Origin of the sequence: Psychrobacter aquaticus CMS 56, assembly GCF_000471625.1 — a bacterium.
GTDB lineage: Bacteria > Pseudomonadota > Gammaproteobacteria > Pseudomonadales > Moraxellaceae > Psychrobacter > Psychrobacter aquaticus.
Window position 1 is genome coordinate 88,456 of record NZ_AUSW01000034.1, and the last position, 21,314, is coordinate 109,769.

The 21,314-nt window shown below is 43.0% G+C and carries 15 protein-coding genes; 10 read left to right on the top strand and 5 right to left on the bottom strand.

The annotated features are described in order from the left end of the window. The first annotated feature begins 130 nt into the window (after positions 1 to 130). Both M917_RS09970 and M917_RS09975 read left to right on the top strand, forming a co-directional pair. A complete protein-coding gene (locus M917_RS09970) occupies positions 131 to 1,132 on the top strand; it encodes a cell envelope integrity protein TolA (RefSeq protein WP_021814707.1) in 1,002 nt (333 codons plus the stop codon). An 80-nt stretch (positions 1,133 to 1,212) separates the two neighbouring features. After that, positions 1,213 to 2,505: a PD40 domain-containing protein gene (locus M917_RS09975; RefSeq protein WP_021814708.1), complete on the top strand. Its 1,293-nt coding sequence runs from the start codon at positions 1,213 to 1,215 to the stop codon at positions 2,503 to 2,505. 467 nt (positions 2,506 to 2,972) lie between these two features. Here M917_RS09975 and M917_RS09980 read toward each other — a convergent pair whose 3' ends face one another. From M917_RS09980 to M917_RS09990, 3 genes are all read right to left on the bottom strand, one after another. Further along, positions 2,973 to 3,590 carry a flavodoxin family protein gene (locus M917_RS09980; protein WP_021814710.1) on the bottom strand — a complete coding sequence of 206 codons (618 nt, stop codon included), beginning with the start codon at positions 3,588 to 3,590 and terminating at the stop codon, positions 2,973 to 2,975. Positions 3,591 to 3,685: 95 nt separating this feature from the next. After that, positions 3,686 to 4,651 carry a polyphenol oxidase family protein gene (locus M917_RS09985; RefSeq protein WP_021814711.1) on the bottom strand — a complete coding sequence of 322 codons (966 nt, stop codon included), beginning with the start codon at positions 4,649 to 4,651 and terminating at the stop codon, positions 3,686 to 3,688. Between the two features lie 7 nt (positions 4,652 to 4,658). Then, entirely contained in the window at positions 4,659 to 5,927 is a 1,269-nt protein-coding gene (locus M917_RS09990; RefSeq protein ID WP_021814712.1) for an RluA family pseudouridine synthase, read from the bottom strand. 724 nt (positions 5,928 to 6,651) lie between these two features. On the opposite strand from M917_RS09990, the gene M917_RS09995 reads away from it, so the two are divergent. The 3 genes from M917_RS09995 to rpoD all read left to right on the top strand — a co-directional run bounded on the left by M917_RS09995 (position 6,652) and on the right by rpoD (position 12,572). Continuing rightward, positions 6,652 to 7,851 carry an outer membrane protein assembly factor BamD gene (locus M917_RS09995; RefSeq protein WP_021814715.1) on the top strand — a complete coding sequence of 400 codons (1,200 nt, stop codon included), beginning with the start codon at positions 6,652 to 6,654 and terminating at the stop codon, positions 7,849 to 7,851. A 142-nt stretch (positions 7,852 to 7,993) separates the two neighbouring features. After that, a complete protein-coding gene (locus M917_RS10000; RefSeq protein WP_021814716.1) occupies positions 7,994 to 10,159 on the top strand; it encodes a DNA primase in 2,166 nt (721 codons plus the stop codon). Positions 10,160 to 10,658: 499 nt separating this feature from the next. Next, positions 10,659 to 12,572, top strand: a complete 1,914-nt coding sequence (gene rpoD, locus M917_RS10005; protein WP_040642582.1) for an RNA polymerase sigma factor RpoD — start codon at positions 10,659 to 10,661, stop codon at positions 12,570 to 12,572. A gap of 110 nt (positions 12,573 to 12,682) precedes the next feature. Here the strand turns inward: rpoD and M917_RS10010 are convergent, their stop codons facing one another. Continuing rightward, the gene (locus M917_RS10010; RefSeq protein ID WP_021814718.1) at positions 12,683 to 13,681 is read right to left on the bottom strand and encodes a hypothetical protein; all 999 of its coding nucleotides are present in this window, start codon (positions 13,679 to 13,681) and stop codon (positions 12,683 to 12,685) included. A gap of 142 nt (positions 13,682 to 13,823) precedes the next feature. Continuing rightward, positions 13,824 to 14,225: a RidA family protein gene (locus tag M917_RS10015; protein WP_021814719.1), complete on the bottom strand. Its 402-nt coding sequence runs from the start codon at positions 14,223 to 14,225 to the stop codon at positions 13,824 to 13,826. A 186-nt stretch (positions 14,226 to 14,411) separates the two neighbouring features. Between M917_RS10015 and M917_RS10020 the strand changes: the two genes are divergently transcribed. The 5 genes from M917_RS10020 to M917_RS10040 all read left to right on the top strand — a co-directional run bounded on the left by M917_RS10020 (position 14,412) and on the right by M917_RS10040 (position 21,202). Continuing rightward, positions 14,412 to 14,993: a TetR/AcrR family transcriptional regulator gene (locus M917_RS10020; RefSeq protein ID WP_021814720.1), complete on the top strand. Its 582-nt coding sequence runs from the start codon at positions 14,412 to 14,414 to the stop codon at positions 14,991 to 14,993. Between the two features lie 132 nt (positions 14,994 to 15,125). Further along, complete coding sequence (locus M917_RS10025; protein ID WP_021814721.1) at positions 15,126 to 16,052, top strand: bestrophin family protein; 927 nt, start codon at positions 15,126 to 15,128, stop codon at positions 16,050 to 16,052. 250 nt (positions 16,053 to 16,302) lie between these two features. Next, entirely contained in the window at positions 16,303 to 16,683 is a 381-nt protein-coding gene (locus M917_RS10030) for a YbeD family protein (protein ID WP_021814722.1), read from the top strand. Positions 16,684 to 17,157: 474 nt separating this feature from the next. Beyond that, positions 17,158 to 19,434, top strand: coding sequence for a class 1a ribonucleoside-diphosphate reductase subunit alpha (gene nrdA, locus M917_RS10035; RefSeq protein ID WP_021814724.1), 2,277 nt, complete (start codon positions 17,158 to 17,160; stop codon positions 19,432 to 19,434). A gap of 127 nt (positions 19,435 to 19,561) precedes the next feature. Then, complete coding sequence (locus M917_RS10040) at positions 19,562 to 21,202, top strand: P-loop ATPase, Sll1717 family (protein ID WP_021814725.1); 1,641 nt, start codon at positions 19,562 to 19,564, stop codon at positions 21,200 to 21,202. Positions 21,203 to 21,314: the final 112 nt, after the last annotated feature.

A 21,314-nucleotide genomic window follows, 5' to 3' on the forward strand; every position in this document is an offset into this window, starting at 1 on the left:
TTCGCACGCCAAAAGCATCGAAAAATCCATCCCAGCCGTACTGTTTTCTTTTTAAAGTAAATTTACTATAGTTCTGCTTGTTATAATAGAGTAGAAAATCTGATGAACGTCGTCATTGAGTATCCTTATCATGCATAATGCTCCTACCGTCTATGTGCCAACCCAACCTGAAGGTAATGGGCTAACGTTGCCGACGTTACTCAGCTTGCTGGCACACGGCCTTGTGGTTGGGTTACTCGTTTATAACTACTATAATAGCGAAACAGAGCCTGTTGGCACTATCGAAACGGTCATGGTCTCACCTGAACAACTTGCTGAAATGCAAGGACAAATCTTGGCCAATCGTGCAGCGGCTGCCAGTGCCATGCAAGCTGAAAGTAGTGCCAGTAGCTCAACAAGCACGATGCAAGCAGAAACCTTTGATGGTAGCGTTAGTAGCCAAAACTCCAGCCAAACAAACTCTCAGCGCGTGCCTGTTTTTACACGTTCTGACGAACCTGCCAGTCGCCCTATGCTCATGAGTGAAGAACAGCATCAGCGCTTGCTTGAGCAAAATCAAGAATATGAGCAGCGGATGGCTGAATGGGCAGCACAGCTAGATGAATCCGTAACAGAAGAGCATAATCAAATTGAACAGGACAAAAGAGAGCAGCGCATAGAAGACCAGCAAAGGCTTGGAGATTTCCGTAGCAAACAAAATAACCCTCCTAAGATTACACGTCCTACCGCGAATGATCGTAATATAGAAATCAATACTGGTAGCTCGGGTAAGAACTTTAGCCTATCAGATGGCCAGTCTAGTATTTCTGGCGACACAGCCACGACTAGCCTCTCTAAAGGCAGCAGCCGATCTGCTGCAGGTGGCAATCGCGGTGCCAGCAATAGTGAAATCATTGGCTTAATTAAACGCAACTACAATCCGCCTACCGCAGCGAAAGGCTCGACTCAAAGCGCCACTTTAACCATTACTGTCAATGCCAGCGGCAATATTGTCAATGTCTCTGCCTCAGGGCCTGATAGTGCCGTCAACGAAGCAGCCAAAAAAGCCGTGTTAGATACTGGCAGACTACCAATCGATGCTGACGACCCAAAATACCCCACTTTTACCGTACAGTTTAGAGGCAGCAATTAATCAGTTGCTCACGCCTTATATTATTGATAATGTTATATTAAACGGCTTATATCACACCATTTTAGGAGCTCAATCAACTCATGCATACCCACAAGAAACTATTCCTCTCTTTGCTTGGTAGTGCCACAGCTCTCCTTGCCTCTCCTAGCTTACTTGCAGCACCTGTTGTCTTAGAACTGGATTATGAAATTCCTGTCCAAAAGAACCAAGTCGCTTTTGTACCATTCGCTGGTGATTCTGTTTTATCGCCTATAATCTTAAACAATTTAAGCAAAACAGAGCTGACCGTCACCAGCCAAAACCTACCACAGCAACCACGTAGTAGCAGTGAGTTGGCAGGCACTCTCCCCGTTTGGCAAAGTATGGGGATTCCTTATCTGGTCGTTGGTAGTACGCGCAGTAATCGCGGCAAAATAGTGACCGACTATGAAGTGATTGATGTCAAATCTGGTCGAGTTATCGAAGGTAAGCAAAGCTTGACGGCTGACAATAACAAAGAAAGCATGCGTTACGCAGGTCATGTCATCTCCGACAAAGTATATGAGCTGATTACAGGTATTCCAGGTGATTTTTCGGGACGTATTGCCTATATAGAAGAAACTGGCGTTGGGAAAGAAAAAGTATCTCGCTTAAAAGTCATGGATGCTGATGGCGAAAACGCCAAAACCATTACTGAAGTTGCAGGCTCGATATTCTCGCCAACATGGTCACCAGACGGTAACCGTATTGCCTATTCGGTACAACGCGATAAATCATATCCTGTAATTTATGTACAAAATGTTGGCGGTGGCGGTGCCACATCTTTGACGCCTTTTGCCGGAAATAACTTGAGCCCTTCATTCTCACCTGATGGCAGCAAAATCCTATTTTCCAGCAGCTTTGAGGGCAGTGCTGATATTTATGAGATGAGCGCCAGCGGTGGCCAACCTAGAAAAATCACCAGCTGGCCAAGTAGTGAAGTACAGCCAAGCTACGCCCCTGACGGTAAATCCTTTGTGTTCGTCAGTGATCGAGCAGGATTCAATAAACCGCAAATTTATCGTTACGAGTTTGGCTCAGGACGTACGACCAAGGTATCTAATAGCGGTTATGCCACCAGCCCGCAGTTTAATAGCGATGGCTCACAAATTGCTTTTTTAAGTGGTCGCTCAGCCGCCATCATGAATAGCAGCGGTGCGGTAACTGCCAATTTAGGCAATACCGGTATTGATGAAGCACCAAGTTTTTCTCCAAATGGTAAGCGTGTGGTATACGCATCGAAGCAAGGTGGTAAAGGCGTTCTGACCATCAAATCGCTTAATGGTGGCGAATCGTTCGGTAAATCTGGGCAAGGTGTTATCCGTTCTCCAGTATGGTCTTCGGGTTCTCAATAGACGCTTTATCTTATAAGATTTATAAATGAATAAAACGTCAGACTGTAAGAAGCGTTTGATAAATAGTCAGGCGCTTTTTATTAAGGTATGTTTGATATTCACAAATAGGCACTACTGATTGCGAAAACTGTTCCACACAAGGCGCAATTCAACGATAATGTTAATACCTTAGCGAGACTTGCAATACACCGTTTTTATGATGAACGCTGCTTTAATTTCGCCGACTGTCTCGAGATACCACTATGAAGTCATTAACCTTCGTCTATTTACTGACAACAGCACTGTTATCTACAGGTTGTCAATCGTTTCAATTTGTTGAAAGTCCCATTCCTGTTACAGCCCATCCCGCGCCAATGGTTATCAATCAAAATACCACTCCATAAGACAAACAAAAAAACAGACATCAATTTGATGTCTGTTTTTTGGCGTTCCATAAACAATGTTTAGTGATTGAATATCCGCTTATTCTAGCTTCTTAACACAGTCGGTTGATGTTTGATGATGGTTTTAGCGAGATGATCCCCAAACCATATGGCCGTATCGATATCACCAGATCCTGGCGTTTCTTCAGGTGGCCCATCAAGCGACTGCGTCATCAAACCCAAAAAACTGGATAGACGGTTCAAATCATGTTGCTCATGACCCGTTGGCATCAAGGGTAATCCTATCCAGTTCATACCATGCTGCATCGCATATAGAGAAATCTGCTGTAGCACCGCCAGCTTATCACCGCTTAGACCACCAGAGTTGGCAAAAGCAGCTGCCCACTTACCTTCCCATGTGCGCTGATACCAACGCTTAGAGGTCTCATCCATAAAGGTCTTAAATTCAGCAGTCACGCTACCCATGTATACGGCACTACCAAAAACCAACAAGTCGGCCTGATCCAAATATTCCCAATCAACATCGTGAACATCAACAGCTTTGGCCTGTGATTTTGGAAGTTGCTGATGAGCACCTTGGACGATGGCTTCGGCAACCCGCTTCGTATGACCATAATTGCTATGAAAAATAACGGCAATGGACACATTAGGCATGTTATCAGTAAGTGTGGGTGTTAAAGACGATTTGGCAGATATATTCATACAAACTCTAATAATGGCTGTAAATGGTTGAATAACGGTAACAAGAATGAAGAATGAATCATGTGTGATATTTCCCGCTGGTCGATAGCGAATTCTTATGTAGCAGCACCGCGCACGATAACCAGTGCCATGCGCCCTGTTGCTGGCTGCTGCAAATGCGTCTGACGCCGATAAGAATAATAATGTTCATCAGCATAACTACAGCTTATGGGTAATGGATTGCCTAACATCACGCCAGCGGCGCTTAACTGGTCTACGGCTAATTTCGGTAAGTTTAGCTTAATTTTATCCGAGGTTAATGTAGCACAACTTGATGGTTTATCAACTGTCTTATGTAAATGCTGAGCATTGTCATCATGGTTTAGAGGTATATCAGAATCCACTACATACAAGCGATCAAAACTGTCGATACCGTCTGGTGTCAATGATTTATTGTCTATACAACCTTTGAGTAGTTGGTCGCGAACATGCATGCCAACTTCATAATTGTCTTGACTGATACAAACGCCTATCCAAGCTTTAACAGATCCAGATTGGGTAAAGCGCTGAACAGTCGATTGTATTACACCACACGCCAGCCCCTGCCAACCTGCATGAATCGCTGCTATCTGACCGCTTGCTGGTTGGTACAAGACAATGGGCACACAATCCGCTGTCATTATCGCAAGTCCAAGACCGTCTTGTTGACTGATCATCGCATCAGCAGCCATGGGTTTCATATTCAGCGCAGTGATATCAATATCATGAATCTGCTTACCGTGAACTTGATTGACCCAATGCAAGCTTTTAATCCATAAAGGCGGTTTACTTTCTGATGACCAGTGTGCTAATTTTTCATTGATGGCAGCCAGCAGACGCATGCGGTTGTCCAATACTTTTGCCGGCTCATCATTGACATGCAAGCCCAGATTTAGCGCCCCATAAATGGCCTGACTTTGGGGTTTTATACAGTCATGCTTTGCGTCAGGCTCATTAATACTATCACTAATAAAAGCAGCCGTTTGAAAAATAGCCACATCATCAATTTGTGCGAGCAATGTCATAGGAAGCGTGTTAATCATGGCTGATCTACCCTATTAAGGATTCGTCGTCGTAACCGTCACTTAGCACTGCAATTAGTTGCTGCATATCTTCAGGCAGTGGTGTTGTAACTTCAATGTCTTCGCCAGTCGTTGGATGAACGAAGCCCAATGTATAAGCATGCAAGGCTTGACGCGGAAAGTTACTGATCGCTTGGCGCTGTGCTTCTGTTAGACCTGAGCGTAATTGACGACGACCACCATAGATACGGTCACCGACTATCGGATAAGTAATATGGCTTAAATGCACACGGATTTGATGGGTTCGCCCAGTTTCAAGTCCCACATCTAATAAACAATAATTGCCATTAAGAGGAGTGACATTTAACAAATGCGTGACCGCCTCACGTCCTGCCGTCATGACAGTCATTTTGGTACGCTGGGTGCGATGGCGACCAATCGGTGCATCAATGCGGCGATGGCGCATCAAGCTTGCCTGATCGCCTGCCACCACACACTGATAGTGGCGATAGACTGATTTATCTTTTAGTTGCTCCATCAATGCCATTTGGGCGGGCTTGGTTTTACCAATCAGCAACAGCCCAGAGGTGTCTTTATCAATCCGGTGTACTAGACCCGCACGCGGCAGATGGTGCTGCTGTGGATAGTGATACAGTAATGCATTGACCAAAGTGCCTGTCTGATTGCCCGCGCCAGGATGAACCACCATACCCACAGGCTTGTTGATGACCAATACTTCATCATCTTCATAAACCACTTCAATCGCTATGTCTTCTGGCTGATCTTCGCTATGCTGTTGCAACGTCGTTGATAACTGCAAAACATCATCGGCCTTAACGCGAACTTTTGGTCGTTGCACACTGCCGTTGTAGAGCAAGCTGCCATCGCTGATCCAGCCTTGTAACTGAACCCGCGAAAAATCCGTGAATATCAATGATGCTAACTTATCGATACGCAGACCTGCCTGATCTTCTGTGACTGTATGCGTCATATCAATAACCACTGGCACTGCTTGACCAGCGATGGATACTTCATCATCGTCTATATCAGCAATGTCATCACTATCACCATCATCATCTTCATCGACTGTACTTTCGTCAAACTCATCACTCTCTTTTAGCATCGCAGCTTTTGACACCGCTTCTTTTGAAAGGACATCGTCATATGCTTGTTCATCGAGCGCTGATTGATTGTCGTCAGGTAATTCATTATTATTTAAAACGTCATTTGGCATTGGTGACTCTTGTGCTGATGAATCAGTATCTAGCGATTGATTCGGTGATGAATTGGTGGTCATAGTATTATTATTCATAGCGGATTTATACATGGTGAAACTTCTAACAGAATTTTGTAAGGCAGCTCTAAAGGGCAACTTTAAAAAGTAGTATTATAAAAAAGACTGCCGTTCGCTGATTCATGGCGTATTATAAAATAATCGTCGGCAAAAAACGGAGGCAATATCGCGATAGTGTACCATGCCGAGCGCTTAAGCCCTATAGAAGGTGTCTGTTATCTGTCGTTTTTTGATGATAAAGCACTGCGCCAAACGTCAAACCCTAACTCTCTAAAACATGACATTGCTGTAATTTACTGTATATTTGCCAATACCAGCGACATTCTGTATCGCTCACAACAGCTGCCCATGCTAAAATGCCAAGCTGAAATAAGTTATTTATGCGTGTTTAACATATCCTAACTACAATATAGATGGCGAAAAAATAGACGAAGCAAACGTTATTCTATAAAGTATAGCCATATTTTACTGTATGCTATGGCACTACATCTTTAAAATAACTGTATTTTATTAGTATTGGCCATGGTTTTATTGGTATTAGATGTGATTTTTACTGAATGCCCAAGTAAAGCACAGCGGCATTTGGCAAAGATTATGTTGATGATGAGTCCGCTTATAACGATAAGCACACTAGACAGTTACCTGATGCCATAAGCATCATTTTTTATTATTAATATATAGCATAATAGCGCTGCTGCTATTATGCGACTTGTGTCGGAGAAGAAGTATGCAAGCTGTTGGCAATACATTTATCAAACTGTCCTCTATCACCCTACTGGCGCTAAGCATAAACCTAGTGGGCTGTCAGACTTTCAGTAATCTGACTGGCGGTAAAGATGTCGATGCGGTGGAAACTGCCGAAAAGTCAGAGCAAGGCTATTATAACGACGCCATCGCCCAGATTGATAAAAGTCGCTATACACAAGCCATCGAAGATCTGACCAATCTACGCACTTTTTATCCTACTGGACAGTATGCTGAACAAGCACTGCTCGATATGATGTATGCCCAATACGCCAGTGGTAAATTTGAAACCGCTGCTGCCAGCGCTGAGCAATTTATTAGCCTCTATCCTTCTAATCCGCAAGTCAGTTACGCCTATTATGTGCGCGGTGTGGCCAATATGGAAGGGTCGTCTGAAGGTTTGAAACTGTTTAAGTTAAACCAAGCCGAGCGTGATACAGCCTATTTACGAATTGCCTTTGCCAATTTCCAAGAACTTATTAATAAATATCCTAACAGCCCTTATACACCCGATGCTGCTCAGCGCATGACTTTTATTTACAATCAGTTTGCTGAAAGCGAGATGAGTGCGGCCAATTGGTACATCGAGCGCGAAGCTTATGTTGCCGCTGCAAACCGTGCCAAATGGGTATTTCAGTACTATCCACTTAGCGAATCTATCCCTGATGCTCTCGCCGTCCTCGCGTATAGCAATGAAAAACTGGGTCTGACGGACTTGGCAAATGAGTATAAAACACTATTGCAGATCAACTATCCAAACATGCTGACCAGTAACGGTAGCGTAAAACTGAGTACCAAACGTGATAGCTCTTGGCTCAATAGAATCACCTTTGGTAAATTGGGTCGCTCAAGCATGGAAGACACGTCGGTTGCGACTGGTGAGTACAATGGCGCAACCAAGACACAAATAATTCGCAACGCTGGTCAATTAAGATTGCCTAGCACGAACGCTGCGCCTACAGCCAATAACTTTACCGCTCCTAATACTGGTGTCAATATCGGTCTAGGCCTGCCTGAAGCTTCAGCGGAAAGAATCACTAGCCAATCGAGCACTGGCTCTACGGCTAGAGAAGCCAACGTTGATCCACAAAATATCAACCCAACACGCCGCACGACGCTGCCTGAATCTGACCGTGATAGCATCTTGCTCACACCCTCTGATACCGATATGAATGATGATTAATTAACTCAGATTCAATCACGTTAATGGACTTTACACCGTCTATCGCACGCCATAAATAATAAGGTCAACGCTCTGTTGGCCTTATTTTTCTGTCTCTACTTTGTGCCCCAACATAATTGACCTATGGTAAACTGTTTTTTGTATGAGCATCCCCAACCATATCCTCGAGCAATTAAATAGCCAAGCTGATTTAATCAGTATTATTGGGCGTCATACCACGCTTAAACGTGCGGGAAATGAGTACAAAGGCTGTTGCCCGTTTCATGGTGAAAAGTCACCATCCTTTTATGTCAACCCACAAAAAAACATTTATCATTGTTTTGGCTGTAGTGTCGGTGGCAATGCCATCAGCTTTTTGCGTGACTATGAAAACTTAACGTTTATCGAAGCGGTCAATGAGCTATCAAAGCAGACTGGTATCGAAGTGCCAAAAGAAGAACAGCAAAACGTCAGTTACCAACGCAGTGCACCCAAACCTGTTGCACCGCCGCCTGTACCTAGTCCAACTATAGCTCACAGCAATGCAAATCGCAGCAACATAGATCAGCACGAGATACATCAGAATCCGCAAGCGTATGCAGACTCGCCTCCCTATAATGACGATAACAGCTATGATAACTATCCACCACTAGACGCTTATGATTCAGCGCCTTATCTAACCGACTCGTATGGCTCAGACTATCAAAACGGCAGTAACGATAGTAGTAACAGCAATGACAATGGGTATCCGCCCCCGTGGCTGATCAATACTGATGAGAACACAGATTCGCACAGTATGAACAACCATGCTGATGAAGATGGCAATCTGTACGAGCTATTAGAACAAATACAGCAATTCTATCAACGCAATCTCACCATCCATCCTCACGCCAAGCATTATTTTTTGTCACGCGGCGTTACTGAAGAGATTTTTGAGACTTTTGGCTTGGGCTATGCGCCTTTTGGCTGGCAGCACCTTGAGCATCAGTTTCCGCAAGATATCGCAGGACTAAAGGCGCTCGGTTTGGTACGTAGTTCAGAGTCTGGGCGCGATTATGATCTATTGCGTGATCGAGTGATTTTTCCTATTCGAGACAATCAAGGTCGCACTATTGGTTTTGGTGGTCGGGCGCTTGATGACGAAGTAAAACCCAAGTATATCAACTCGTCCGACTCGCCAGTGTTTCATAAGCAGCATGTATTGTATGGCTATTATGAGTCACGCCAGCAGCGCGCCAATAGCTGGCTGGTAGTCGAAGGTTATATGGATGTGATCGCCCTTTATCAAGCGGGCATCTACGGCGCGATTGCTTCTATGGGTACTGCGATTAACGAGAGCCAAATATCGCGATTATTGACGCTTAACCCGACTTTGACCTTAAGTTTCGATGGAGATAGTGCGGGACAAAAAGCCGCTTGGCGTACGCTCGAAGTTGCGCTCCCTGTGCTGGCCGATGATAAAGAGCTGCGGTTTTTGACATTACCAAACAATCATGATCCTGATACATTTATCAAAAGTCAGGGCAGTGATGCCATGCATGAGCAGATCTCTAATGCCATGCCGCTGTCACAGTATATTTTTGCTTATTTGAGTGAGCGTTATGATCTAAGACTGGCAGAAGGCAAAGCCAAGCTGATGTCGCAAGTGCGCGCTTTGACCACCGCCTTACCCAAAGGCAGTAGTTTTCGTTATTTGCTCAACAACGACATTTATCAAAAGCTTGGTGGCAAACGCAGTCAGAACGTTGAGGCCAAAGATGCACTGCTCGATTTTGATGGAGATATGACCATCAGCCAGCAGTTGCAACTTTGTTTTTTGTTTCAGCCGCGTGCATTGACAGACGATCCGATTGAGTCGATTTGGCGGCAAGCAGGCATCAATGACTTACACTTGCCTGCACATATTAAACAAAAAGCCGCACCCGACATTTTGCGCCCAGTGGCTTGGGAAGATTTGCAAGACAGCGCCTTGATTGATATTGTTGGCACCATCAAACGTTGCCTCAATTATCTACCAAAAGATGCCAACGCCGCGGCACATTTTATATTATCGAATGTCAAACCAATGACCCAAGAAACCCTTAGTCGTAGCTGGGGCGGATTTTATAAAACGTTGACTGCAAGAAATATTTTGAGCCTTGATGAGATGATTGACAATTTGGTGATGCAACTGCTCAAACTGCATCTACAAAAAAAGATGCAAGAGCTGATAAAAAACCCCGATCACATTAAACTGGCGATTGTTCGTAAGCAATCCCAGTTATTGAACGATTGGTTACGCGCGCAGCAAGCGGAGCAATCAGCGCAGATGGTCACGGTACAATCATAATCTGTGGCCTTGTTTTTTCTTTTGCAGCGCACGCCCTTTAAAAGCATCACTGCTGCCCCCACTATTAATGATTATACCCAGTAGCATGAGCTGCTCCTAAATCATTTGACTGACAGCAAATAATCAGTAAAAAATGGTCGGTAGATACTACTACCTCGTGCTTGACGACTGTGGTCTGTGTTAAACTGTGTCGCTGTATATTGACAGCACTGCTTGGTGAACGATTGTGAGCATGCATCGTTGAGCACAAATTTTAGGTATTATTTTTACGTATCAGCTTTTAGATACCATTTTGCAGTCTTTTTAGCTTTTCTAATTTTTAGCTGTTTTTTAGCATTGTTATTGTAGTGTTTTGAGCCTTTATTCATATCAACTCATTTTTGATATTACTGACGACCTCTACGCCATATTTTGATCAATCGATTGATAAGATCAACGCACCCAGCCAGCGATAGCGAGTCACAATATAAAAATGTCCGATGCAAGTAAGCGAGTATTTATGAACGATAAGTCAGTTTCCAAGTCCACATCTCAACTGGCCACCTTAATCCAAATGGGTAAAGAGCAAGGGTATCTAACCTATGCTGAGGTGAATGACCAACTGCCCGACTCTATTACCGAAAGCGATCAGATCGAAGATATTGTGCAAATGCTGACCGACGTTGGTATTAAAATCTTTGAATCAGCCCCCGATGCCGATGACATCTTGATGAACGACGATTCAAGTGATGACGACATGGCAGCGGATGAGGCAGCGGCCGTACTGGCTTCTGTTGAGACTGAACCGGGTCGTACCACTGACCCTGTGCGTATGTATATGCGTGAAATGGGTACGGTTGACCTACTTACCCGCGAAGGTGAGATTGCCATTGCCAAGCGTATCGAAGAAGGTATTCGTGATGTGCAGCATGCGATGTCTTACTGGCCTGGTACGGTACAATTCGTCCTTGATGAGTACCAAAAAGTACAAGATGGCGAAAAGAAACTGTCTGATGTCATTACTGGGTTTTTAGATCCTGAAACCGAAGAGGATAAAATCGCGGCGCAAGAAGCCAAAGAAGCCGCGAAAGAAGAAAGAGAGCGAATCAAAGAAGAAAAAGAAAATCCGCCGATCATCAAAACAAAAGTCAAAGCGCTGGCGTTAGATGATGATGACGATGAAGACGACGTTGAAGAAGAAGCCGAAGAAGAAACCAGTGGTATCGATCCAGAAGAAGTCCGCTTGCGTTTAGAAGAGATCGAAAACCTGTTTATCAAAGCCAAGCAAGCTCTATTAGATTATGGCCGTGGTAGCGTACAAGCTGATGCAGCTTATGCCCTCCTAGCAGAACGATTTATGATGTTGAAGCTCAACAATCGCTTATCAGATCAAGTCATGGCCATCATGCATGATGTCTATGATGACGTGCGCAAGCAAGAGCGTCAAATCATGCGTTTGGTCATTCGCCGTGGACGTATGCCGCGTGAAGAATTTCGTAAAACCTTTCCAAGCAATGAAACCAATGTCGATTGGCTGATTGAACGTATCAAGGGCAAGCCAGCATTTGCTGGTACGCTAGAAAAAGTCACCGACGATGTTATTTTATTACAACGCAGAATTCGTGATTACGAGCAACAGCTCGATATGCAAATTCACGATATGAAAGACGTGGCGCGCCGTATGGCGGTCGGTGAAGCAAAAGCACGCCGCGCAAAGAAAGAAATGGTTGAAGCCAATCTACGTCTGGTTATCTCTATCGCCAAAAAATATACCAACCGTGGCCTACAGTTCTTGGACCTTATCCAAGAAGGTAACATCGGTCTGATGAAAGCGGTGGATAAATTTGAATATCGCCGTGGTTATAAGTTCTCAACCTATGCCACATGGTGGATTCGTCAGGCGATTACTCGTTCTATCGCTGACCAAGCACGTACGATTCGTATCCCTGTGCATATGATTGAGACTATTAATAAAATCAACCGTGTGTCACGTCAGTTACTACAAGAAATGGGACGCGAGCCAACGCCTGAGGAATTAGGCGAACGTTTAGAAATGGACGAAGTTAAAGTCCGTAAAGTACTAAAAATTGCCAAAGAACCTATCTCTATGGAGACGCCCATTGGTGATGATGAAGACTCGCATCTAGGAGACTTCATCGAAGATGGTACTATCTCAAGTCCTGTAGACGATGCAACGGCGGCAGGTCTGCGTGAGGCGACTCGTGACGTGCTGGGCAATCTAACTGAGCGTGAAGCACGCGTGCTAAAAATGCGTTTCGGTATTGATATGCCAACCGATCATACGTTGGAAGAAGTCGGTAAGCAGTTCGATGTGACGCGTGAGCGTATTCGTCAGATTGAGGCAAAAGCCTTGCGTAAACTGCGTCATCCTTCACGTTCTGAGCACTTGCGCTCTTTTTTAGAGAATGACTAAGTTTGACAATTTTTGAATACTAGCTGGTAAATACTATAAAAAAGCTGAGCCTGTCTCAGCTTTTTTTGTGCGTGTTGAAGACTATCAGTGATTATAGAAGCGATTTAGCCTCATAGTTCAACGATCCTTGCACCAAAATCCTTAAGCAACTTCAAAAATACTTCGGGCTTTATTCCCAAACTTTCGGGTGTGTACAATGTCGCTCTATTATCTAATTGCCACTTTTTAATAAGCTCGTTCAGCAATAAGCTTGAACAAAGCCCAGTTAATGAAGACTGACCCTTATGAAACTCAATGGCTAGTTTGCGAGTACTCTCTGCCCCGCCATGACTCCCCGTTGCCGTTACAATGATTTCGGCAGCAGGCTTATTTTTTGCTTTTCTAAAAGAAGATATATCACTGGCAATATCAAACCTGATATTTTCTGCACCCGTTACGGCTCGTAAACTTACTGTATCAAGTGAGGCAAAGGAAGTGCCTGTAACATCTCGACCATCAATCGTAGATATTTTATGATGGATGGCATCTCTAGTTAACCACTTTCTTTTTCCGTTCTCATACGAAAATGCGGATGGGACGCCTGCTTGTAATCGTTCCATATCTTCGAAAGCAGCTGGACCATATATATCTTCTGGATCGAGCACCACAGCGATATTAAGTGTAGAGACTGAGTCAAATTGCTCTGCAAGATGTAGTGCTAAAAATGTAGCAGCACCTGCCGCCCAATGACTGGCTAGCAATACTGGACCTGAGGTGGTCAATGCGTACTCTGCCAGCTCAGCACCAATCTCAACCATTCCAGTCACGACATTCATATAAGGTATTTTGCGTTTTTGCGCAAGGCGTAAACCATGAGAACCAGAATCTGGAGCAAGCATCATGACAGCACTGATCTCAACACTATCGTCTATCCCTAAGTTGGGCTGTTCTGCATCGATTGCTAATGATGATGCATTACCAGTTTTGAGAGCGATTTCATCAGCGAGTTGAATATTTCTGCCACCAATATAAACTGCTTGTTTAGGATTAATCGTGCGAAACCACTCTATTGCTTGTTGACCAACAATGCCTGTTGCACCTGCAAATAGTATCGGATTTTTAGTATTCAAAACTCTTCTCCTTTTCATTGAGAAAGCTTAGGTAAAATTTACTACACTAGGACGTGCCCTCAATTCAATCGATAATCATCTAAATGGACTAAAAATGAGGTCACGCCCTAGAAGCTTGCGTTTATTTTTAAGGGCTATCTATTTAGCTCACTTTATTTGGTAATCGAGCAATCACTTTTATCTCAAAATCAAACCCAGCAAGCCAGTTGACACCAATCGCGGTCCAAGCCGGATATGGAGACTCATTGAAAATATTATTTTTGACTTTCAGAACTGTATCAAGTTGATTTTCAGGATCCGTATGGAAGGTCATAACATCTATAATGTCATCAAACGTACATCCTGCCGCCTCTAATGTATGACGCAAATTCTCAAAGGCAAGTGTCACTTGCTTTTCAAAATCTGTCTCTACACTGCCATCTTGAAGGCTGCCTACTTGACCTGAAACAAATAGTAAATCTCTTGATTGAATGGCGGCAGAGTAACCATGCTTCTCATAAAGAGAATGTCTGCCCTCTGGGAATATTGCTTTTCTGTGACTCATGAAAGTCTCCAACACGTTTAGATTAATATGGATTGAGCGTTAAGATCGAAACGCATTCAACGCTTTTAATGGTGCTCACTATCATGTAACATACATTACGTATGTGAATTTAACACATACGGTACGTATGTCAAGCTAATATACGTGTCGTATGTAATTTTAATTTTTAATTTTGAAGACAACACTATGTCAAAACGTGCATTAAAAATGGCTGAAACCAAACGAAGCATAATCGCTGCCGCCAGAAAATCATTTGCTGAATACGGTTATTCAGATACATCAATGGATAAGCTAACTGCGGATGTAAATCTGACCAGAGGTGCGCTTTACCACAATTTTGGCGACAAAAAAGGGTTGTTTGCTGCCGTCGTTGAAGAAATAGACTTGGAGATGGTAGAAAAAGCCAAAACCAAAACAGAAGGATGCGATAACCTTTGGCAAGGATTGATGATTGAGGGACAGACTTATATCGAAAGCGCGCTTGATCCAGAAATTCAGAGAATTATCTTGTTGGATGGCCCTGCTGTTTTAGGAGATCCCTCTCTTTGGCCCAGTCAAAATCGCTGCTTATTGTCTACCAAGCAGATTGTGACTCAGTTAATCGCAGAAGGAACGATGAAGGAAGTAGATCCAGAAGCCGCGTCCATGCTTATAAATGGTGCCGCTATGAACGCCTCACTTTGGATTGCCTCCAATCCTAATCCACAAAAAGCATTACCAAATGCTTTGGCCGCCTTTAATGTCATTCTATCGGGACTTAAATCTTGATTTTAAGGTTTTGCGTCACTCGATTTGTATGCAGCACACTTGCCTCTGAGGCAAATTTATCTCAGCAAGGCGCTATTTAACCTGTCGCTCTTTTATTCTGGATTGGCTATATCTGATCGCTAGGAAACTGACATGATTGTTCGGCAACAACCCCACCCTTTCAAAATATTTTTCGCTTTTCGCGGTTCAATCATTCCAAAAATCTATCCGCAAATTTTACTGGTTACCATCCTCAGTACTGTCATCACAATTATTCAGCATTGGGTTCCCGACTCCTTCCCTTATTATGGTACGGCAACTTTTACTTTACTAGGGATCGCCTTATCGTTGTTTTTAGGGTTTCGTAACAACGCGAGCTATCAGCGTTGGTGGGAGGCTCGAGGACTCTGGGGGCAATTGGTATATGACTCCCGCGGCCTAACACGCCAATTACTCTCCTTTATAGATGAAGAAGACGAAACTGGACATACCGCTCAGAAAAGCATGGTGCACCTGACCATCGCATTTGCTCATGCTGTACGCCATCGTCTGCGTGGTACTGAGCCTTGGCAGGATATCGAACGCTTCGTAAACCCTATTCATCATGCCAGCATGCGCCAAGCGCACAATTTGCCTGATTACCTGATGCGTTTGCTCGGTAAACAGCTTGGAGACATTCGATGTCAGCAACTGACGTCAGAGCACATGGTACAAAACATGGACGAACGTCTGACCTCTATGACCATTGTCTTGGCGGCCTGCGAGCGCATTCATAATACACCACTGCCATTTGCCTATATGCTATTGGTGCATCGCACGACCTATCTGTATTGTATTATGTTACCTTTTGGCTTGGTGGCTTCACTAGGCTGGGCAACGCCGTTAATCTGCGCGGTGATTGCCTATACCTTTTTTGGTCTTGATGCGCTTAGTGAGGAGCTTGAAGAGCCTTTCGGTTTGGCAGCCAATCAACTGCCCCTTACGGCATTGTCGCGTACTATCGAGATCAACTTGTTAGAGGCACTGGGAGACACAGACATTCCGTCTGATATCGCACCGATAAAGGGCTACTTACCGTAATGGTGTGACTTAACCTCTTTAGCTCTATTAAAAATCTACAGTCGTCACAGCACTTGAATAATCCCTCATATACCACTATAAATAGGAAATAAAACGACTACCCTTGATAAAGACAACAATCTGGGCGCTGAGTTCTTAAAAACTGAGCATGTCTAAGCGTTTTGGCTTTATCGAAAACAATGTTAAATTGAAAGCCATATTAAGAGCGATAGTTTACTAGCTAATATTTTTTAAAAAGTGAGACCACATTATGAGCGATGATCCAAAAGACACCAGCAACCCAGCACAAGCGAGTAAAAAATCGGTTAACGTGACCGAATTGGCAACCAATAAAAGCGCTTTAAAGGGCAAAAAGACAGACATTCAGAACCCTGAGCTTTGGGACTTTCCAATGAACTATCCTTTGAGCATCATTGGTCACGAAGGCGAGTATGAAAGCTTGCTCAATGAAGTAAAGCTTATCTTGGGCAGTCAGTTTCCAGAGTTTGATTTGGCCTCTATCGAAGTCAAACCGTCTAAAACGGGTCGCTTTCACTCAGCACGAGTCAATTTATATTTAACAGACGCTGAGCAAGTTAATGCACTTTATGCGTCACTTGATAATGCCAAAACTGTACGCATGGTTTTATAAGTTAAAAAATGGCTTCCTACATTATCCAAATCGTCACTCATATGGGTGGCGATTTTTTGTGGTTTGCTGTACAATCTGCGCCCTTATTATTATCCTCATGACGGCCTCTATCGGTCGATGATTTACCAAAGAATAAAAAGCAAACGACCATCCAATTTTTACAAAAAATTTATTATTTTGGTCAATCGCGTCTAACCCTTACCCCATCGTCCTTTGCCAAATTTTGGACAGCCAGCAACATAGTTTCTTCCTAAAATCAATATAGTATTTTCAAAATTTTCCCGCTATATTGTGCCTACCTACTAACAAACACGCTATATGTAGTACTCAGTGATTTGAACCATCACTATGAGTAGCGGTAGCTTTTTGCCTAAAAAATCATCTACCGTGACCGAATGTTATAGCGTTATAAAGAATGCTTGCCGAGTATGACCCGTGCAGCATCATTATAAGTAATCCACTTAAGAGGGCAACATGACACATATTGATAAAATCCAAGTAACCAAACGTGATGGACGTTTAGAGCCTATTGATTTAGATAAAATTCATAAGGTCATAGCGTGGGCAGCTCACGGTTTGGATAACGTGTCTGTGTCGCAAGTTGAGCTAAAATCGCACATTCAGTTTTATGAAGGCATTAAGACGCGCGATATCCATGAGACGATTATTAAGTCAGCAGCTGACCTTATTTCTGAAACGACGCCTGATTATCAGTATCTAGCGGCACGTTTGGCGATCTTCCATCTGCGTAAAATTGCTTACAATAGATTCACGCCACCGCACCTTTATGATCATGTCAAAAAACTGACCGACGCTGGCAAATATGATGAGCATATCTTGGCCGATTATAGCCGTGCCGAATTTGACGAGCTAGAAGCATACCTTGACCACTGGCGCGATATGAATTTGGCGTATGCTGCCGTTGAGCAAATGGCGGGTAAATACCTCGTTCAAGATCGTGTGAGCAAGACTGTCTATGAAAGCCCGCAGTTCTTGTACATGCTGGTCGGTATGTGCTTGTTTAGCCAGTATGACAAGTCAGATCGCCTAGACTATGTCAAACGCTTCTATGATGCGACGTCTCAGTTCAAAATCTCACTACCAACGCCCATCATGTCAGGTGTACGTACACCATCACGCCAGTTTAGCTCGTGTGTATTGATCGAATGTGGTGATAGCCTAGACTCAATCAACGCGACCACCAGTGCCATCGTACGCTATGTGTCACAGCGTGCTGGTATCGGCATCAACGCTGGTCGTATCCGCGCCCTTGGTAGCCCTATCCGTGGCGGTGAAGCACAGCATACAGGTTGTATCCCATTCTACAAACTGTTCCAAACCGCGGTGAAATGCTGCTCACAAGGCGGCGTCCGTGGCGGTGCTGCGACATTGTTCTATCCACTATGGCATCTAGAAGTTGAGTCATTACTGGTACTCAAAAACAATCGCGGCGTCGAAGACAACCGTGTCCGTCATATGGATTACGGCGTCCAGTTAAACAAAACGATGTACACTCGCCTCATCAAAGGTCAAGACATCTCGCTATTCTCACCAGGTGACACCCCTGGCTTGTATGATGCGTTCTTTGAAGATCAAGACAAGTTCGAAGAGTTATACACCAAGTATGAGAATGACCCTGCTATTCGTAGCCGCCAAATTCCAGCCGCAGACTTGTTTAGTCTGATGATGCAAGAGCGCGCCAGTACGGGTCGTATCTATATCCAAAATGTCGATCATTGCAACACGCATAGCCCATTTGACCCGACGGTTGCGCCAATTCGCCAGTCAAACCTATGTATGGAAATTGCTCTACCGACCAAACCGATGGATAACATCAATGACGAAGAAGGCGAAATCGCCCTGTGTACGCTGTCAGCGGTCAACTTGGGTAAAGTCGAAAACGTTAGCGACATTGAAGAGCCAGCCGAGCTAATCGTGCGTGCGCTTGATGCCCTGCTCGACTATCAAGACTATCCAGTCAAAGCCGCTCAAAACGGCAGTATGCGTCGTCGTACGCTTGGTGTGGGCGTGATTAACTATGCGTATTACCTTGCCAAAAATGGCGTACGCTATTCAGACGACAGCGCGCTTGGTCTAACGCATCAAACGTTTGAAGCATTGCAATTCTATCTCTTGAAAGCGTCAAACAAATTGGCAAAAGAGCAAGGTGCGTGCCCTGCCTTTAATGAGACCACGTATTCGCAAGGTATCTTGCCGATTGATACGTACAAAGCCGACTTGGATAAAATCTGCCAAGAGCCGCTACACCTCGATTGGGAAACGCTACGTGGCGAGATCACGGAGCACGGTCTACGCAACTCGACCCTAACCGCCTTGATGCCGTCTGAGACCTCTAGTCAGATTGCCAACGCGACCAATGGTATCGAGCCACCACGTGGTCTGGTCTCTATCAAAGCGTCAAAAGATGGCATCCTAAAGCAAGTCGTGCCTGAGATTGACAAACTAAAAGATCAGTATGAGCTACTATGGCAAATGCCAAACAATGACGGTTACCTAAAGCTGGTCGCTGTCATGCAAAAGTTCGTCGATCAAAGTATCTCTGCCAATACCAACTACGATCCGGTTCGTTATGAAGGCGGCCGTGTCCCGATGAAGATATTGCTAAAAGACTTGCTAAACGCTTATAAAATGGGTGTGAAGACGTTGTACTACCATAATACTCGTGATGGTGCGAACGATGCCCAAGCAGATATGGAAGATGATTGTGCTGGCGGGGCTTGTAAGATTTAAGCTATTGATAGGCGGCGGGTTTGGCTCTTGGGTTAAGTCCGCTGTTTAGTGCTATGAAACTTTCTAGGGAATGGACGTAGTGGAGTTACGCTACATGAACTATTACTTATAATTGGTAATAATTATTATGGAAAATATAACAATAAGACCTAATATGAAAATAGGTCAACTAGATGCTGAAAATGATACTAAATTCTTATCAGAATGTTATGTTGATAACAATATTATTGAAATATTAGTAGATACAAGCTCTAGCGAAGCACTAATTTTAGGAAGACCTGGAGCAGGTAAAACAGCATCATTAATAACCGTAAATAACTCGATAGATAAAGAACACTCAAAACTACTTGATCTAGAAGGTGTGTTTTTAAGATATATTGACAATTCAAATATAATAAAATTTTTGACAGAAAACGATGTAAATTTGGATCTGTTTTATAAATATCTTTGGCGTCATATTCTGACTGTTGAGTTTCTCAAACTAAAATACCCCCATATAGAAGATAAAAATAAATTTTTTCAATTTATAAATGACTTAAAAGATTTAATACGCAGACCTGAAGAAAAGACCGCATTAAATTATTTAGAAACTTGGTCTGACAAGTATTGGGTAGAGACTGTAGAAAACATTGAAGAAATAGTTAAAAGTTTTTCTAGTGATATAAGCGGAGAGTTCGAAGCAGGATTTCTCGAAAATAAGTTATCTTTAGCAGCAGGACAAAATTTATCTGAAGAACAAAAAATTCAGGTAAAACATAGAGCTCAAAAAATAGTCAATAATCTACAAATATCTCACCTATCTAAAGTTATCGACTTAATGGACAAACATGTTTTTAACGATAGTAAGAAACCATATTATTTATTGATAGATAGGCTCGATGAAAACTGGGTCTCAATAGAGGTGAAGTACAGCTTAATTAAAGGTTTGATTGAAGAGATAAGGCAATTTAGAAATATAAAAAATGTAAAAATCTTAGTATCTTTGAGAGTGGATTTATATCAATTAACACTGGAAAAGACAAGATCTAGTGGATTCCAAGAAGATAAGCTACAGTCAATTATATATAATTTAAAATGGACAGATAAATTATTAAAAGAAGTAGTTAACAAACGTATTTCTTTTCTATTTATGCATCAATATACAAATGTAGATATTAAATTTGAACATTTATTCCCTTCAACTAATAGTAGAAACGGTGATGCATGGCAATATCTTCTTAAAAGAACTTTTTGGAGACCTAGAGACATACTACACTTTGTAAACTACTGTTTGAGTGAGTCAGTTGAAAAAAATTTGGTCGAATGGAGTGCTATTTATCGTGCTGAGAAAGAGTACTCTAAAGATAGACTAAAGGGGTTGTATGAAGAGTGGTATGACATTTATCCATCATTACAGTATATGACACATATATTATCAAATTCTGAAGAAGTAATAAGCATAACTAGCTTTCAACGAAATTTATCAGAAGATAATATTCTAAATCTTTATCAAATATTTAAAAAAAATAAAGTTAATGATGAAGTCACGAGTGTCATTTATAATTTTATAGATGAAGATATATATCAAAAAGATGATGTTACTTTCGAAATATTAAGCTGTTTTTATCGAACAGGTATAATTGGCATTTCAGACAATTTGCCTGACAGCTTTGATTGGTCTTTTCGCCACTCCTCTCACAAATCCAGTTTTGAATGTAGTCAATCTAAATGGATAAAAATTCACAAAATGTTTCACCAAGCACTACATATTATACAACCAGCGCATTAGTTGTAGGGTGCGCCCAGCGCACCGATGATATAGAAATTATGTTTAAAGGTGCGCAAGGCACACCCTACAAATTACACGCAAAAAGATTAACAAATAAGACCTAATTTTCGTG

Coding starts and splice junctions, on each gene's coding strand:
- M917_RS10015 (WP_021814719.1), bottom strand. CDS start 14,225: ATGAGTCACAGAAAAGCAATATTCCCAGAGGGCAGACATTCTCTTTAT.
- M917_RS09990 (WP_021814712.1), bottom strand. CDS start 5,927: ATGACCACCAATTCATCACCGAATCAATCGCTAGATACTGATTCATCA.
- M917_RS10030 (WP_021814722.1), top strand. CDS start 16,303: ATGAGCGATGATCCAAAAGACACCAGCAACCCAGCACAAGCGAGTAAA.
- rpoD (WP_040642582.1), top strand. CDS start 10,659: ATGAACGATAAGTCAGTTTCCAAGTCCACATCTCAACTGGCCACCTTA.
- M917_RS10000 (WP_021814716.1), top strand. CDS start 7,994: ATGAGCATCCCCAACCATATCCTCGAGCAATTAAATAGCCAAGCTGAT.
- M917_RS10040 (WP_021814725.1), top strand. CDS start 19,562: ATGGAAAATATAACAATAAGACCTAATATGAAAATAGGTCAACTAGAT.
- M917_RS09995 (WP_021814715.1), top strand. CDS start 6,652: ATGCAAGCTGTTGGCAATACATTTATCAAACTGTCCTCTATCACCCTA.
- M917_RS10025 (WP_021814721.1), top strand. CDS start 15,126: ATGATTGTTCGGCAACAACCCCACCCTTTCAAAATATTTTTCGCTTTT.
- M917_RS09980 (WP_021814710.1), bottom strand. CDS start 3,590: ATGAATATATCTGCCAAATCGTCTTTAACACCCACACTTACTGATAAC.
- M917_RS10020 (WP_021814720.1), top strand. CDS start 14,412: ATGTCAAAACGTGCATTAAAAATGGCTGAAACCAAACGAAGCATAATC.
- M917_RS09970 (WP_021814707.1), top strand. CDS start 131: ATGCATAATGCTCCTACCGTCTATGTGCCAACCCAACCTGAAGGTAAT.
- nrdA (WP_021814724.1), top strand. CDS start 17,158: ATGACACATATTGATAAAATCCAAGTAACCAAACGTGATGGACGTTTA.
- M917_RS09975 (WP_021814708.1), top strand. CDS start 1,213: ATGCATACCCACAAGAAACTATTCCTCTCTTTGCTTGGTAGTGCCACA.
- M917_RS09985 (WP_021814711.1), bottom strand. CDS start 4,651: ATGATTAACACGCTTCCTATGACATTGCTCGCACAAATTGATGATGTG.